Origin of the sequence: Chryseobacterium sp. G0201 (genome assembly GCF_003815655.1) — a bacterium.
Lineage (GTDB): Bacteria > Bacteroidota > Bacteroidia > Flavobacteriales > Weeksellaceae > Chryseobacterium.
Genome location: NZ_CP033917.1, coordinates 4,297,745 through 4,313,255, shown reverse-complemented (window position 1 = coordinate 4,313,255; position 15,511 = coordinate 4,297,745). Strand labels below are relative to the sequence as shown.

17 protein-coding genes and 1 other RNA gene are annotated in these 15,511 nt (G+C 32.6%); 15 read left to right on the top strand and 3 right to left on the bottom strand.

Features of this window, described 5'->3' with window-relative positions:
- Positions 1-236: 236 nt before the first annotated feature.
- Both EG348_RS19335 and EG348_RS19330 read left to right on the top strand, forming a co-directional pair.
- On the top strand, positions 237-641 hold the full coding sequence (locus EG348_RS19335) for a hypothetical protein (RefSeq protein WP_066758194.1): 405 nt from the start codon (positions 237-239) through the stop codon (positions 639-641).
- Between the two features lie 144 nt (positions 642-785).
- Positions 786-920 (top strand): bacteriocin-like protein, encoded by a 135-nt coding sequence (locus tag EG348_RS19330; protein ID WP_082891208.1) that lies wholly within the window; start codon positions 786-788, stop codon positions 918-920.
- A 175-nt stretch (positions 921-1,095) separates the two neighbouring features.
- On the opposite strand, the gene EG348_RS19325 is transcribed toward EG348_RS19330, so the two are convergent.
- On the bottom strand, positions 1,096-2,178 hold the full coding sequence (locus tag EG348_RS19325) for an acyltransferase family protein (RefSeq protein WP_123984584.1): 1,083 nt from the start codon (positions 2,176-2,178) through the stop codon (positions 1,096-1,098).
- Positions 2,179-2,302: 124 nt separating this feature from the next.
- Between EG348_RS19325 and EG348_RS19320 the strand changes: the two genes are divergently transcribed.
- From EG348_RS19320 to EG348_RS19310, 3 genes are all read left to right on the top strand, one after another.
- Positions 2,303-2,815: a DUF421 domain-containing protein gene (locus tag EG348_RS19320; RefSeq protein WP_123984583.1), complete on the top strand. Its 513-nt coding sequence runs from the start codon at positions 2,303-2,305 to the stop codon at positions 2,813-2,815.
- Between the two features lie 5 nt (positions 2,816-2,820).
- Positions 2,821-3,315: a GNAT family N-acetyltransferase gene (locus tag EG348_RS19315; protein ID WP_123984582.1), complete on the top strand. Its 495-nt coding sequence runs from the start codon at positions 2,821-2,823 to the stop codon at positions 3,313-3,315.
- 119 nt (positions 3,316-3,434) lie between these two features.
- Positions 3,435-3,722 carry a hypothetical protein gene (locus tag EG348_RS19310; protein WP_123984581.1) on the top strand — a complete coding sequence of 96 codons (288 nt, stop codon included), beginning with the start codon at positions 3,435-3,437 and terminating at the stop codon, positions 3,720-3,722.
- Between the two features lie 193 nt (positions 3,723-3,915).
- Here EG348_RS19310 and EG348_RS19305 read toward each other — a convergent pair whose 3' ends face one another.
- Positions 3,916-4,230 carry a DUF4286 family protein gene (locus EG348_RS19305; RefSeq protein WP_123984580.1) on the bottom strand — a complete coding sequence of 105 codons (315 nt, stop codon included), beginning with the start codon at positions 4,228-4,230 and terminating at the stop codon, positions 3,916-3,918.
- A gap of 148 nt (positions 4,231-4,378) precedes the next feature.
- On the opposite strand from EG348_RS19305, the gene gyrA reads away from it, so the two are divergent.
- From gyrA to EG348_RS19280, 5 genes are all read left to right on the top strand, one after another.
- Entirely contained in the window at positions 4,379-6,967 is a 2,589-nt protein-coding gene (gene gyrA, locus EG348_RS19300) for a DNA gyrase subunit A (protein WP_123984579.1), read from the top strand.
- Between the two features lie 29 nt (positions 6,968-6,996).
- Positions 6,997-8,028 (top strand): tetratricopeptide repeat protein, encoded by a 1,032-nt coding sequence (locus EG348_RS19295; RefSeq protein ID WP_123984578.1) that lies wholly within the window; start codon positions 6,997-6,999, stop codon positions 8,026-8,028.
- A gap of 514 nt (positions 8,029-8,542) precedes the next feature.
- Positions 8,543-9,379, top strand: a complete 837-nt coding sequence (locus tag EG348_RS19290) for a 1,4-dihydroxy-2-naphthoyl-CoA synthase (protein ID WP_123984577.1) — start codon at positions 8,543-8,545, stop codon at positions 9,377-9,379.
- A gap of 70 nt (positions 9,380-9,449) precedes the next feature.
- Entirely contained in the window at positions 9,450-10,379 is a 930-nt protein-coding gene (gene menA / locus EG348_RS19285; RefSeq protein ID WP_123984576.1) for a 1,4-dihydroxy-2-naphthoate octaprenyltransferase, read from the top strand.
- Positions 10,380-10,722: 343 nt separating this feature from the next.
- Positions 10,723-11,409: a metal-dependent hydrolase gene (locus EG348_RS19280; RefSeq protein WP_123984575.1), complete on the top strand. Its 687-nt coding sequence runs from the start codon at positions 10,723-10,725 to the stop codon at positions 11,407-11,409.
- 106 nt (positions 11,410-11,515) lie between these two features.
- On the opposite strand, the gene ffs is transcribed toward EG348_RS19280, so the two are convergent.
- Positions 11,516-11,613, bottom strand: an RNA gene (ffs, locus tag EG348_RS19275) — signal recognition particle sRNA small type.
- 131 nt (positions 11,614-11,744) lie between these two features.
- On the opposite strand from ffs, the gene EG348_RS19270 reads away from it, so the two are divergent.
- The 5 genes from EG348_RS19270 to EG348_RS19250 all read left to right on the top strand — a co-directional run bounded on the left by EG348_RS19270 (position 11,745) and on the right by EG348_RS19250 (position 15,509).
- On the top strand, positions 11,745-12,341 hold the full coding sequence (locus EG348_RS19270; RefSeq protein WP_123984574.1) for a DUF4199 domain-containing protein: 597 nt from the start codon (positions 11,745-11,747) through the stop codon (positions 12,339-12,341).
- A 15-nt stretch (positions 12,342-12,356) separates the two neighbouring features.
- A complete protein-coding gene (locus EG348_RS19265) occupies positions 12,357-13,307 on the top strand; it encodes a glycosyltransferase family 2 protein (RefSeq protein WP_123984573.1) in 951 nt (316 codons plus the stop codon).
- Between the two features lie 7 nt (positions 13,308-13,314).
- Positions 13,315-14,046, top strand: coding sequence for a DUF3667 domain-containing protein (locus EG348_RS19260; RefSeq protein WP_123984572.1), 732 nt, complete (start codon positions 13,315-13,317; stop codon positions 14,044-14,046).
- Between the two features lie 4 nt (positions 14,047-14,050).
- Positions 14,051-14,752, top strand: a complete 702-nt coding sequence (locus tag EG348_RS19255) for a GIN domain-containing protein (protein WP_123984571.1) — start codon at positions 14,051-14,053, stop codon at positions 14,750-14,752.
- A 145-nt stretch (positions 14,753-14,897) separates the two neighbouring features.
- Positions 14,898-15,509, top strand: coding sequence for a hypothetical protein (locus EG348_RS19250; RefSeq protein ID WP_123984570.1), 612 nt, complete (start codon positions 14,898-14,900; stop codon positions 15,507-15,509).
- Positions 15,510-15,511: the final 2 nt, after the last annotated feature.

The following is a 15,511-nucleotide window of genomic DNA, read 5'->3' as shown; positions in this document are numbered from 1 at the left end:
ACGAGAAACGAAATATTAAGGCTAAATTGATAAAGTTTAGCCTTTTTTATGCTCCATATTAACCTCCAATGTTAAATTTTCAATTATTTTAAAATTTTATTCAACTGATAATCAGTATTTTATATTTCAATGTTAACCCAGTGTTAACAGCATGTGAATTTAGTATTAATTATTTTTAATACCTTTGGTCAAGAGATACAAAATAAGTTTAATATAATATTTAAAACCAAAGAGTTATGAAAAATAAAATTCAAATATTCGTTGCTACAGTTTTCGTTTGTGGGTTTATGGCAGTTGTAAATACAGTTAAAGCTCAGACCACTTCAAATAATACGATTCAGGAAGTACAACTGAATAAGAATGATGCTTTCAGTGAGATCAGAAATCTTTTGATGAGTAATTTTGACTTTACAAATTCGGATTACAAACAAGGTGTTGTGAATTCTCAGGTGCAGTTTGAAGTTGCAGAAAATGGAAAAATTGTAAATGTACATTCTAAAGGAGACTGCAAAAATGTAAGTAAAGAAATTGAAAAAGTATTAAGCAGCCTTCAATATAAAATTGACAGCAAAAAGCTTAATGAAAATATGATCGCTTCTACCTATGTGATGCCTGTAAAAGTAGATATCAACAACAGATAATATCATAAGATCTTTTATATAAAAACCACACAATCAATTTGTGTGGTTTTGTTTTTTAATGCAAATCCTGAAAGTTTTAAATATAAAACTGTAATAAACTAAATAAAATATCGTTTTAACTTTAATCCACAAAATTAAAACAATATGAAAAATTTAAAGAAACTCAACAAAGAAGAACTAAAATCAGTGTACGGCGGACAACCTAAAAAGTACTGTGTCTATTGTGAAAGACTAAACCAGACAGTATGTAGCGAGGTTCCAATCGCTCAATGCCCTTAAAAACAAAGCTGCTTAAATCAAGCAGCTTTTTTTATGTTGAAAAATTTAAATTTATTACTAGCACTGGAAATAAACCACTGTAAATTTGATTTTAAATCATTTTACCTCCAAATTTTCAGAAAAAGTAATGTTATCAACTTTCCATCCGCTGTCAAGGGCTTCAATCAAATGTACTTTATTTATTTACAATTTCATATTTCTTTTTAAGGTTTAAGAAAAATTTTTCGTAGGTGACAAAAGATAACCATGAGATGAAGATGGTAGTAGATAAGATCATAAAGTATAATACTGTATTATACAAAAAACTATTATCTATTTTTGGGATATATTTTACGAATAAAATAACAAAGATCCAGTGATAAAGATAAATGCCGTAAGAAATTTTTCCTAAAAATCTTGTAATCGCGCTATCAATATTTATTTTAGGATGCTGAACGATATTGTAAATTGAAAAAGCAAATAACACAGCGTAAAGTTCATCATTTAAATGTTCGGTTTTAAATTTGAAAAACCATAATATAAAGGGTAATAGCGTAAATATTAAAGTTAAAAAGTTGTATTTAACCAAAATCCTATTGATATATTCTTTATTCCTGAAAAACAGAAAACCAATCAAAGTTCCTATTCCTAAGCAGTTAAATTTTGTACCGTAGAAAAAACGGCTGATCAAACTATAAATCTCTTCACTTTTAAAAAAGATTTGATTAATAAACTTCAAACCGAAAGGTAAAAGTGTAAAAAATGCAATTAATGCAATGATATAATTTAACGCCTTTTTCTTTCTTGAAATAAAGATAAAAAGTAACGGCCAGACAATGTAAAACTGTTCTTCAACGCCTATCGACCATATCTGCGGACTGATGTCCCATGTTTCCTGAAGTGCATACGCTACATTGGGAAATATGAATAATGGTAATAAAATTCTGATCAGAGAATAATCCGGATTGAAAATGATGTAAGAAAGAAATAAAATGAGATAATATAATGGCCAGATCCTTAAAATTCTTCTCATATAGAAGTTTTTAAGGTTAATACCACCACTTTTTTCCTGTTCCATTAATAATAAATAGGTAATAAGAAATCCGCTGATCACAAAAAACAGGATTACAGAAAGATGGCCGTCAGGGTAGATAAGAGTAGGGTTGTCAATGAAATTATGGATTCCGTTGTCTTTTTTTATGATTTCAACATGATCTATAACAACAATTGTCGCCGCTAATGCTCTTAATGTGTCTAATCCCTTTAAATGTTTCATCATCTATGACCTGATTGACGGCAAATTTAATGTTTATATTTAAAACTAAAGTAATTCGTTTAAACTTGAAATTATTATCACAGGAAATCATAAAATTCAATACATTTGATAGTATAAATAAACTCTTGTGAATCCCATTCTAGATGTAGTTGTCCGCTCGCTTTGTGTTTACCTTTTTATGATGGTTGCTATTCGGGTGTTCGGTAAAAATCAGCTTTCTCAGCTTAATGCGGGAGATATTGTTTTGTTATTGCTGATCTCCAATGCGGTTCAGAATGCGATGGTAGGGCAGGATACTTCTTTGCAGGGTGGTATTATCGCGGCTTTGGTGCTTTTTGTGGCAAATTTTATCGTTAAAAGATTAATGTTTTCAAATAAATCTTTCAAAAGTTTTATGGAAGCAGATCCTGTAATTCTGGTTAAGGATGGTAAAGTAGATGAAAAGGCTTTAGATGATGTTAAAATAACTTACGACGAACTTGAAGAAGCTGTTCGTGAGCATGGAGTTGACGGAATTAAAAATGTAAAATTATCTATTTTGGAGGTTGACGGAAATATCAGTGTAATTTCCGAAGACGAGAAAGATAAGCAAACGCATTATTCCAGAATAAAAAGAAAAAACAAACGAAAATATCATTAAATACAATGAATTACGAAATAAGAGAAATGCTTCCCAATGACGAACCCAGAGTTCTTGAGATATTAAAACAGGGAATAGATGGAGGAATATCTACTTTTGAAACAGAAGTTCCCAATAGAGAAGTCTGGAATACAGAATATTTTAACGATTGCAGGTGGGTATTGGAGAACGAAAATAATGAAGTAGTTGGCTGGTGCGCTCTAAAACATGTAAGTAAAAGAGAGTGTTTTAAGGGGGTTGCAGAAGTAAGCATTTATTTCGACAATAAATATCAGGGACTGGGTTTAGGTTCAGTTTTGCTCAAAAAGATGATTTTGGACAGCGAAAACCACGGATTCTGGACTTTACAGACGAGTGTCTTCCCTGAGAATGAAGTAGCAATCAGGTTTCATCAAAAAAATGGCTTTAAAAATGTTGGCGTTCGTAAAAAAATCGCAAAATTAAATAGTGAATGGAAAGATATTATCGTCTATGAAAGAAGAAGTGAAATAATTTTTTAGATAATGTTTAAATCGTAAAAATTATAAAGTTTCTTAAAATTTATATAGAATCAAATAATAAAGCATTATTGGCATTAGACTTGTAAGTTTTCATATTGTAATTTGAAAATAGTTGATTTATGAAAATGCTAACTAAAATAGTAGGATTTTTCTTACTGATTTTTTCTTTTGCTTTTTACCAAGCATCACCTCTCCAAAAAGGCCGCCATCATCGTGGGCATGGACCATCGAAACATTATTATCACGGACCAAGACCACACTACAGACCTGTCGCCTACAGGCATCACAGACCTGCAAGACATTATTATAAACCAAGACATTATTACAAACCGGTAAGACCTCACAGATATTCTCATCATAGAAGACATTACGTTTCGCCTAGACCGGTAGTTGTAGTAAGATTATAAATAAAAAAGCACTGATAATTTTCAGTGCTTTTGCTTTATGGTAAAATTTTAATTTAAGTGGAAACGATACTATAGTTCACAATTTAAAATAATTGTATCAATTAGGAGAGGGCTTTAGATTATTTAAAACAAAAGCTCATCCTCAAAATTGGCTTTAGCCAAAACTTAACTTCGATTTTGACCTTTTTTTAAATTAAAACCTTGTTTTTTTTGGATTTAAAAATGTATTAAAAATCATTACTTCCTGTCCGAATTTTTTCTCAACTATTTCAGTAATATTTAAAAGTTCACTTTCAATAAAATCATTTCGAACATCATTGTTGTCGAAGATCAAAAGAAGGTTATAATTTTTCCCGTCTTCAATATAATCACTGTGTACTTCAGAAAGGATATATTTGTTTACATCAAGCAGGTTTTCAGTCATTAAAACCAATGTTTCGTCCATATAATTTTCCCATTTTTCGATATTATCTTTCGTGCAGTGAAAAGTTATACTTAATACGCTCATATTTTATGAATTTTTAAGATTTTGTTGGTAAATTCTAGGGCAAAAATCGACAAATTTTTCGTAAATTAGCACGTTAATAAAAAATCAAAATAGATAATTTTCAGACACACAGCTAATGGTCTGAATATCATTATAATAAAATTTGTTTATGCAAAAAGAAGGAGAAAGACTGATTCCTATCAACATTGTTGATGAAATGAAGTCATCTTATATCGATTATTCGATGTCGGTTATCGTGTCAAGAGCGTTACCTGATGTAAGAGATGGCTTGAAACCCGTTCATAGAAGAGTGCTGTATGGTATGTATGGATTAGGGGTTTTTTCTAATAGAAAATATTTGAAATCTGCGAGAATTGTTGGTGATGTTTTAGGTAAATATCACCCGCACGGAGACTCTTCAGTATATGATGCAATGGTAAGAATGGCTCAGCCATGGAGTTTACGTTATCCTCAGGTTGACGGTCAGGGTAACTTTGGTTCGATGGACGGTGACCCGCCTGCAGCAATGCGTTATACGGAAGCAAGATTGAAAAAAATCTCTGATGATATTCTTTCAGATTTAGATAAAGAAACTGTTGATTTCCAGAATAACTTTGATGATAGTTTAACTGAACCTACGGTTATGCCTACGAAAATCCCTAATCTTTTGGTTAACGGAACTTCAGGTATTGCAGTCGGTATGGCAACAAATATGGCTCCTCATAATTTATCGGAAGCTGTAAATGCTATTGGTGCTTATATCGACAATAGAGATATTACGATTGACGAATTGATGCAGCATATCATTGCTCCCGATTTCCCGACAGGAGGGATTATCTACGGTTATGATGGCGTAAGAGATGCTTTCCATACAGGTAGAGGTAGAGTAGTTCTGAGAGCTAAAGTAAGCTTTGAAGAAGTGCATAACAGAAATGCAATTATCGTTACTGAAATTCCTTTCCAGGTTAACAAGGCTGAAATGATTGCCAGAACAGCTGAATTGGTAAAAGACGACAAGATTGTAGGAATCTACGAGATTAGAGATGAGTCGGACAGAAATGGTCTTCGTATCGTTTATGAATTGAAAAACGATGCAATTCCTAATGTTGTTCTGAACTTATTATATAAATATACGTCTCTTCAGACATCTTTCAGTGTTAATAATATTGCTTTGGTACATGGTAGACCGGAACAATTGAACTTAAAAGATATCATTCATCACTTCGTTGAGCACAGACATATTGTCATTGTAAGAAGAACTCAGTATGAGCTTAAAAAAGCGAAAGAAAGAGCTCACATTTTAGAAGGATTCATGAAAGTGATCGGATCTCAGGATTCATTAGATAAAGCGATTGCTATTATCCGTCACAGTGCAAACCCTCAAGGTGCAAAAGAAGGATTGATTCAGGAATTTGACCTTTCTGATATCCAGGCTCAGGCAATTCTAGATCTTCGTTTGGCTCGTTTAACGGGAATGGAACTTGATAAGATCCGAGATGAGTACGATGCGATCATGAAGGAAATTCAGGACTTGGAAGATATCTTGGCTAATGAGCCTAGAAGATTCCAAATTATTAAAGATGAATTAGCTGAGGTTAAAGAAAAATACGGCGACGAAAGAAGAACTGAAATCGATTATTCAGGAGGAGAAATGTCTATTGAAGATATTATTCCAAACGAAGCGGTAGTTCTTACGATTTCTCACGCAGGATATGTGAAGAGAACGTTGCTTTCAGAATACAAGATTCAAAGTAGAGGTGGTGTAGGAAACAAAGCGGCTACAACAAGAGATTCAGATTTCTTGGAGTACATCGTTTCTGCGACCAATCACCAATATATGTTGTTCTTTACTGAAAAAGGTAAATGTTATTGGTTAAGAGTATTTGAAATTCCTGAAGGTTCTAAAACTGCTAAAGGTAGAGCGGTACAAAACTTAATTAACATTGAACCGGACGATAAGATCAAAGCTTATATCAGAACCAACGACCTGAAAGATGTAGATTACATCAATCAAATGAGCGTTGTAATGATCACTAAAAACGGTACGATCAAGAAAACATCTCTTGAAGCATATTCTAGACCGAGAGTAAATGGTATCAACGCTATCGAAATTAGAGAAAATGATCAGTTGTTAAGTGCCTATTTAACAAACGGAACTTCACAGATCATGATTGCTACTAAAAATGGTAAATGTATCCGTTTCCCTGAGGAAAAAGTAAGAGAAGTGGGTAGAGGATCTATCGGAGTTCGTGGTATCACGATGGAAGACAGCGATGAGGTTATTGGTATGATTGTTGTGAACGATGTAGAGAACGAAACTGTTCTTGTTGTATCTGAAAAAGGATACGGTAAGAGAACTGCGGTAGAAGATTACAGAATTACCAACAGAGGAGGAAAAGGAGTTATTACCTTAAACATTACCGAAAAAACAGGAAATCTGATTGCTATTCAAAACGTAACAGATGACGATGGATTGATGATTATCAATAAATCTGGTGTTGCAATCCGTATGAATATGGATGAGATGAGAGTGATGGGTAGAAATACTCAGGGAGTAAGAATGATCAATCTTAAGAAAAATGACGAAATCGCAGCCATTGCAAAAGTAGCAATGGATAAAGATGTAGAAGAAGATTCTGAAGAAATTCAAGAAGGAAGTGAAATTGTAGCTGATAACCAAGAAGACAATACAGCACCTCAGGTTGAAAATGAAAATCCAACAACCGAGGAAACAGGGAATTCTGATTCTGAAGAATAAAATTGTACAATTAATATAAAATAGTGATTATGAAGAAACTAATTTTAGGTATGGCTATCGTAGCATCAGCTTTAGTTTTCGGACAAAAAGAAGATGTAAACGCTAAGCTACAGGTTGCTAATAAAGCAGCTATGGATGCATACAGTGCGAAAAACTATACCGCTGCGGCTCCTAAGTTTTTAGAAGTTTATAATTTATTGAAAACAAATGGTCAGGACGATAAAACGTATATGTACTATGCTGGATTAAGTTATGCTTTGGCAAACAACAGTGATGAGGCGATTAAGATCTATACAGAATTGATCAATTCAGGTTACACTGGAGTTCAGACAACATATACAGCAAAAGAGAATAAATCAGGGCAGGTTGCCACTTACGATAAAAGTACTTGGGATTTATTGAAAAAATCGTCTTCAAAAGATTATTCTGATTTCAAAACTGAGCAGACTAAAAGTGTAGAACCAGATTTATATGAAACTTTGTCAACACTACTTTTAAATGCTAAGAAGAACGACGAAGCGGTAGCTATCATTGAAAAAGGATTAGCTAAATATCCTAATAATGCTAAGTTGAAAGAATTCCAGGGAACTGCATACTATCAATCAGGAAATAATGATAAGTTCTTGGCAAATTTGAAGGAACAATTAGCAAAGAATCCTAACGATGCTACAAACTGGTATAATTTAGGAGTTTTACAATCTAAAGATCCTGCTACAACTGCTGATGCAGAAGCTTCATTCAAAAAAGCAATCGAGCTTAAGCCTGATTTTTCAAATGCATATCAAAACTTAGTTTTAATAACAATTGGGGATGATTCTAAGGCTGTAGAAGAGATAAATGCTCTTAGAAAATCAAAACCGGACGATGCTACTAAATTAATTGAAGCGAGAAAAGCTAGATTTGAAAAAGCTATACCATCTGCAGAAAAATGGTATCAGGCAACACCAAATGATTTAAATGCTGTTTCTACATTGAAAGACATTTATAACATCACTAAAAACCAAGCTAAAGCTGCTGAAATGAAAGCTAAAGAAGCTGAACTTAACGCTAAAGCTAAATAATAATTTAATCTTTATGATTAAAAATCAAACCGGAACAGTTTTGTTCCGGTTTTTTTATTTTTATAATAACAATTCCATTTTTTTAAGGAGCAATTTCCCGCTTTCCGCACTCGCTATTTTTGAGTTTCAGCGGCGGCAAAGCCGCCGCTGAAACTCAAAAATGAGCTCAAACAATGCTGCAATCAGGGCTAGGATTTTGTCACTCCATTCAACATTTTCCACTCTTTATCATCCCGTGGGGATTTAGGCAAAGTGATTAGAGGTTAATTTGGACAGATTTGAGTTTATATTTCTATGGGGTGATAAAGAGTGGAAAATGATATTGAGAGATTTAACTTTCCAATCAAAAAACATCCTCAATAATTGAAAGAAAACTTAGCGTTCTTTGCGTTAAAACTAATTTCATCCAAACTAATTTAAAAGATCAATTCTTATAAACTTTCCAATCATTATCATCAAAAATCAATGTTAAAATTCTCTGTAATTCCGTATCTTTGGGAAAAATTTTTACAAGATGATCGAGTGGAAAACCGTCAAAGAATACGATGATATTACCTATAAAAAATGTAATGGTGTAGCTAGAATTGCTTTCAACAGACCAGAACTTAGAAATGCTTTTCGTCCAAAAACTACTTCCGAATTATATGATGCTTTTTATGACGCTTCAGAAGATGCGTCAATAGGCGTAGTTTTGCTTACCGGTGAAGGACCAAGTCCTAAAGATGGAGGTTGGGCTTTCTGTAGTGGAGGTGATCAAAAAGCAAGAGGACATCAAGGTTATGTTGGCGAAGACGGCAGACATCGTTTAAATATCTTGGAAGTTCAACGTTTGATCCGTTTTATGCCGAAAGTTGTTATCGCGGTTGTTCCGGGATGGGCTGTTGGTGGCGGACATTCACTTCACGTAGTTTGTGATCTTACTTTAGCGAGTAAAGAGCACGCAATTTTCAAACAGACGGATGCTGATGTTACAAGTTTTGACGGTGGTTACGGTTCAGCTTATTTAGCAAAAATGGTCGGACAGAAAAAAGCGCGTGAAATTTTCTTTTTAGGAAGAAATTATTCAGCTCAGGAAGCATTAGAAATGGGAATGGTAAATGCCGTAATTCCTCACGACGAATTAGAAGATACAGCTTACGAATGGGCACAGGAAATTTTAGCTAAATCTCCAACTTCTATCAGAATGCTGAAATTCGCCATGAACTTAACAGATGACGGAATGGTTGGTCAGCAGGTTTTTGCAGGTGAAGCAACCCGTTTAGCGTACATGACCGAAGAAGCAAAAGAAGGTAGAAACGCATTCTTAGAAAAAAGAAAACCGGACTTCGGAAAAGATCAATGGATATCTTAAAAATATAAATGATAATTGATAAATGATCATTGATGCATCATTTATCAATTATCGCTTATCAATTATAACTATGAAAGATTGGATAAAAGCCGCAAGGCTAAGAACTTTACCGCTTTCTTTAAGCGGAATTATCATGGGAGCTTTCATTGCAAAATGGAGGCTTTATGGCGAAGGCGGAATTTGGGACTGGAAAATTTTTGCGTTGGCACTTGTCGTGACTTTGCTTTATCAGGTACTTTCAAATTACGCCAATGATTATGGTGATGGAGTAAAAGGAACGGATGCAAAAAGAGCAACAGAAGCAGAATCACGAGCAGTAGCTTCAGGAAGAATTACAGCAAAACAGATGAAAAATGCGGTAATCCTTTTCTCGGTTTTATCTTTTGTAGCAACTATTGCACTTCTATACATTGCTTTCATTCCAAATTATATGAATGAATTTTACATTTTCATAGGATTAGGTGTGGCAAGTATTTTGGCAGCAATTGGTTATACGGTTGGAAAAAAACCTTACGGATATATGGGATTAGGAGATCTTTTCGTATTTATCTTTTTTGGTTTGGTTTCAGTTTGCGGAAGTTATTTTCTGTTTACTAAAACTTTCAGCTGGGATATGTTATTACCTGGAACAGCAGTCGGAATGATGAGTATGGCTGTACTTAATCTTAACAATATGAGAGACATAGAAAGCGACAGATTATCAGGGAAAAATAGCTTTGCATTGAGAATAGGTTTCAAAAATGCAATGATTTATGAAATGATTTTACTACAGCTTCCTTTGATCTTAATTATGATATTTTTAGGGTTAAATGGCTTCATTCAGAATCAAAATTATTACGTTTTTATAGTGATGATCCTGTTGATTCCATTTGCAAAACTGAGAAGAAAAATCATGGCGGTAAAAGAACCTAAAGAATTAGATCCATTCTTGAAACAAGTTGGAATTCTTACGTTTACAATGGCGATTCTTACAGCAATTGGACTTAATTTTTTTAAATAATAAGTTCAAACTCGAAATTACAGATAAGCTTCGAGAGAAATAAATAACAAATAAAAGTGGATAATCCAAAAATTAAAAATATAAACCGAATATTATCAATTTTTATATTGATTTTGAGTCCGTTTTTTATTTATTTAACATTGATAACATTTATCAAAGATGGAGGTTCTGAAGGTTTTTTATACTTAATACTTCCATTTTCAATTTTAGCGAATCTATTTATAGTACCAGCAATAATTACATTATTTAAAAATAAATCAACTAACAAATTTTATTTTTTCATAAATATTATTGGCTCTATATATTCAACATTACTTTTACTATTAATAATATAAAATTAGCAATGAAAATACAATACTTAGGACAAAACTGTTTTTTGTTCACTTATAAAGACAAAACTATTTTATGTGACCCTTTTTATAACTATAAAAAAGCGGAATCAGGGTTTGATATTTCAGCTCAAAAAATTGACTATATCTTATTAACTCACGCACATGGTGATCATATTGCAGACGTAGAAGAAGTTTTACAATTTCATCCTGATGCAACAGTGATCGGAGTTCCGGAAGTTTGTGGATATTTTAAAACAGCTAAAAACAAAGACGATGTGAACTTAGGAGGATCGGCAAAAATCGACGATCTTAAAATTTCCATGGTACCAGCTCACCATACAAGTTCTTTCCCTGATGGAAGCTATGGAGGTGTTCCTGTAGGATATATTTTCAGATTACCTGAAGGTAGAAACCTTTATTTGGCAGGAGATACAGGAGTAATGGCTGATATGGAATTATTCCCAAGATTATACGGAAATATTGACTTGTCTATTTTACCAATCGGAAGTCACTACACAATGTGTCCAAGAAAAGCAGCTTTTGCAGCAGCAGAATTATTGAAAACTCCAAAAGTAATAGGATGTCATTTTGATACATTTCCTGCAATTGAAATTAATCATGAAAGTGCATTAAAGCATTTTGCAGATAAAAATGTAGAACTTGTTTTACCTAAATTAGGAGAGGAGTTCGAATTTTAAGAAAAAATGATAAAAGGTAATTTGAAAATGAAAATTGGAATGTTGAAAAGTATAGAAACAAAAAAAGATAATTCTAAAATTACCTCTGTTCAACTTAAAAATAAAAAAATGGCAAGCTACCTAAATCACACCGCTACGACCAATTACCTTTGCTGCGTTCCCACCCTGGAGGGTTCTCAGGAGCTGGTTGTTTAGGACTTGCCGTTGCAAAGGTAGGAATATTTTATAAACTTCAAAATAAAATCAAAGAAAAATAATTTGAAAAATCCTTTATTGAAGCTAAATTACTGAAATTTAGACTAATAATTTTTCAAAAATTTTCTAAAAAATTAAACATGACTAAAAGTCCATCAACAATAGGAATTATACTTTTTATAGCCACTATGATCGTTTTTTTCATAGTATATTACTTCTTTTCGGGAATACATTATTTTGATATTTCATTGAAAGCCAACGCTTTCGTATTGCCGATTTTATATACAGGAGCTGCGTTTTGGTCTGTAAAGATTTTATGGAATAAGCAGAGATTAAACTTTAGACAAGCTTTTAAAAGAGCATTCGTACCGATGTTTATTGGTGGAATTCTTTCAATTGTTAGTATTTATTCTTTCTTAAATTTTGTAGATCCGGAGGCGAAAAAGCTGTTAAATTATCAATATGTTCACACGCAAAAATCGGAACTGGATAAAGAATATACTTCTGCAAGGAAAATTATGAAACATCAAAAAGATATTGATGAATTAGACCAAAAATATAAAGAAAGACTTCAAAGTTTCACTCCCGAGGCTGTTAAAGGAAAAGATATGCTTACAGCAAGTCATTTTTCAGGATATTTTGCGGCAATTCTTATATTTTACGTAGTTTTGTCTTTATTTTTCGGTGCATTTTTCAGAACGAGAACGGTTCACGAAGAAATAACAAATCAAGAATAATTTTATTAAAATTAAATGAATCTATCTATAGTTATTCCGTTATTAAATGAAGAAGACTCTCTGGAAGAGCTTTTTTCGAGGATTGATAATGTTTGTACAAGCAATAATTTATCATATGAAATATGGTTTGTAGATGACGGAAGTACAGATTTGTCGTGGAGTATTATTGAAAACTTAAGAGTTCAGCATCCTCAAATTCACGGGATCAAGTTTTCCAAAAATTACGGAAAATCTCAGGCGCTTCACGCCGCTTTTGAAAGAACAAACGGAGATGTGATCATCACAATGGATGCTGATTTACAGGATTTTCCAGAAGAAATTCCGGAATTATACAACATGGTAATCAATGATAATTACGACATCGTTTCCGGCTGGAAAAAGAAGCGTTTTGACAATGTAATGACGAAAAATGTTCCGTCAAAATTATTCAATGCAGCCGCAAGAAAAGTTTCGGGAGTTGAACTTCACGATTTCAATTGCGGATTGAAAGCTTACAAAAAACAGGTGGTAAAAACGATCGATGTGTATGGAGATATGCATCGTTATATTCCTGTTTTGGCTGCCAATGCAGGTTTCAGAAGAATTACTGAAAAAGAAGTTCAGCATCAGGCAAGACCTTACGGAACTTCAAAATTCGGTACCGAAAGATTTATCCGTGGCTTTTTAGACTTGGTAACTCTTTGGTTTGTAAGTCGTTTCGGAGGTAGACCAATGCATTTCTTTGGAGCGGTAGGAACGATTATGTTCATTTTAGGTTTTCTTTCTGCCGTCTGGTTGGGTGTTTCAAAATTAATTGATGTTGCAAGAGGAATTTATGGTCATTTGATTACCAATAATCCGTGGTTTTTCATTGCTTTAACGATGATGATTATGGGAACTCTACTTTTTATTGCAGGCTTTTTAGGTGAAATGATCATTAGAACAAATAGAGAACATAAAAATTATAATATTGACGAGGTTATTTAGTTAACATATGAATAAGAAAAGTTGTTTAAACTGCGGTCATTCGATTTCCGATGAGTTTTGTCCTCATTGCGGACAAAAATCCGACACAGCAAGAATAACTCCACGTTCTCTTATTAAAGGCGATATTTTAGGATCGATCTGGCATGTTGAAGCAAGGTTTTTCCGGACGCTAAAACATGTTTTGTTTGGTCCCGGAAGAATGGCAATGGATTATATTTCGGGCAAAAGAATTAAATATTATAATTTATTTTCTTTGTTGCTTATCTTATTTGGATTCAATGTTTTAGCGTTGCATTTTTATTTAGATTTAAATCCTGATGAAATTCCTGAGGACAGCTCAACTATTATTGATTTTTTCTCCAAATATTCTAAAACAATTTTATTTGTACTTATACCAATCCTTGCCCTGAACGCATGGTTTATTTTTAAACGTATTAAGCTTAATCTTGCAGAGCATGTCATTATTGCATCAGTCAGCCTTTCAGGAATTCTGGCGCTCTTGTTATTAGACGATGTGATCAGTATCATAGGAATTTACGATCCGTTGTCAAAGATTATCAATATATTAGATAAAATTCTAGTGTATAGTTTGCTTTTATTTCCTGCTTTTACCTATTTTAATGCTTTTAAGAATTCGTATTCAAAATCAGGTTTATTATGGAGGTTATTGGTTTTTTATATCTTATTAGGAATCGAAATTTGTGCGATAGTTTTACTTTTATTTAAAATACTTAATTAAAATAATGAAGAATATATTTTATGCAGTTGCTGTTTTAGCTTTAGTTTCTTGCGGAAAAATATCTCCGAAAGGAAAAATTGAAACTAAAGATATTGATGTTTCAGAATTTGTAAATCTTGATCTTGAAGGGAAATTTCGGGTATTTTATGCCAGAGGTACCAAAAACTTTGTTGAAATAGAAACTTACCCTAATGTTGCCAATAATTTGGATGTTGATGTGAAAGATAAAACACTTTTCATCAAAGAAAGCAGAGGCACAAAAGGTGTTGACTTCTATAATGTAACGATCTATTCAAAATATAATCTTGAGAAAGTTTCGATCTCAGATTCAGTGGAAATGAACATTTCAAGTGAAATTAAGACCGATAATTTTAGGCTTAATTTAAAAAATAATGCTACTTTTATGGGTTCCGTGAATACGAGAAGAGCAGAAGTAGACATGCAGAACACGAGCCGTGCAAATTTTCTTGGACTGACAAAAGATGCTGTCATTAAAATCTCTGATACAGCAAGTTTGATTGCTCCTTACTGGAAAATTACCAACCTGAAGATAGATTCCAAAAACGGGAATTATGCAGAAGTAAATGTAAAAGATTCACTAAAAGGACAAATTCAGAATACTGCAAAATTTGTTTATTATAATGATCCGATTCGTGCTTTTAAAATAGATAAAACGACAAAAGTAGAGAATAAAAAATTAGACTGATACGATATTTTGTCATTCAGAACGGAACGAAGTATAGTGAAGAATCTCTCTTTGATAATGACTAAACAGATTTCTCGTTCCTCGAAATGACATATTCCGATCAAATGGGTAAAGTAGCAGATATTGAAAATAAAATTTATGTTTATTGGAAGATAAAAAGTACATAGAAAGTGAAATTAAAACTTTAGATTGGAAAGAACATGTTTGGCTTCGTCCAAGTTTGTACTTTGAAAAATGTTTTAAGGAAAATAATCTTAACAGTATTGTATTGGAAGTATTCTGTCCTGCAATTGATGAACATTTTGATAATAATTGTTCTGAAATTAAAGTAGGAATAAATAACAATTTGTTCCAAATTGAATACAATTCAGGAATGGAGTTGAGAGAAATTAATGGAAATACTGTTGCTGAAAATTTTATGACCAAACTAATGACTTGCAAAAATGAAAAAAAGCATTTAGAAGTGGGTAAAGAGTTTTGTCTTTTAGGTATTGCGACAATTAATGCTGTAGCAGAAAAATGTGAATTAGAAACAATTTCGGATAAACAAAAAGGTCATTTTATTTTTGAAAAAGGAAATACAATTTTTAAAGAAATTTTTAATACTGATATCTCACAAGATTATACCAAAATAAGTTTTGAAATGAGCAAAGAAATTTTTGGAGAATTAATATTTGAATTTGATGATTTACAATTAAAATTAAACTCGTTAAGAGAAAAACTACCCAATTTAAAACTAGAACTCAACAAACTATAAAA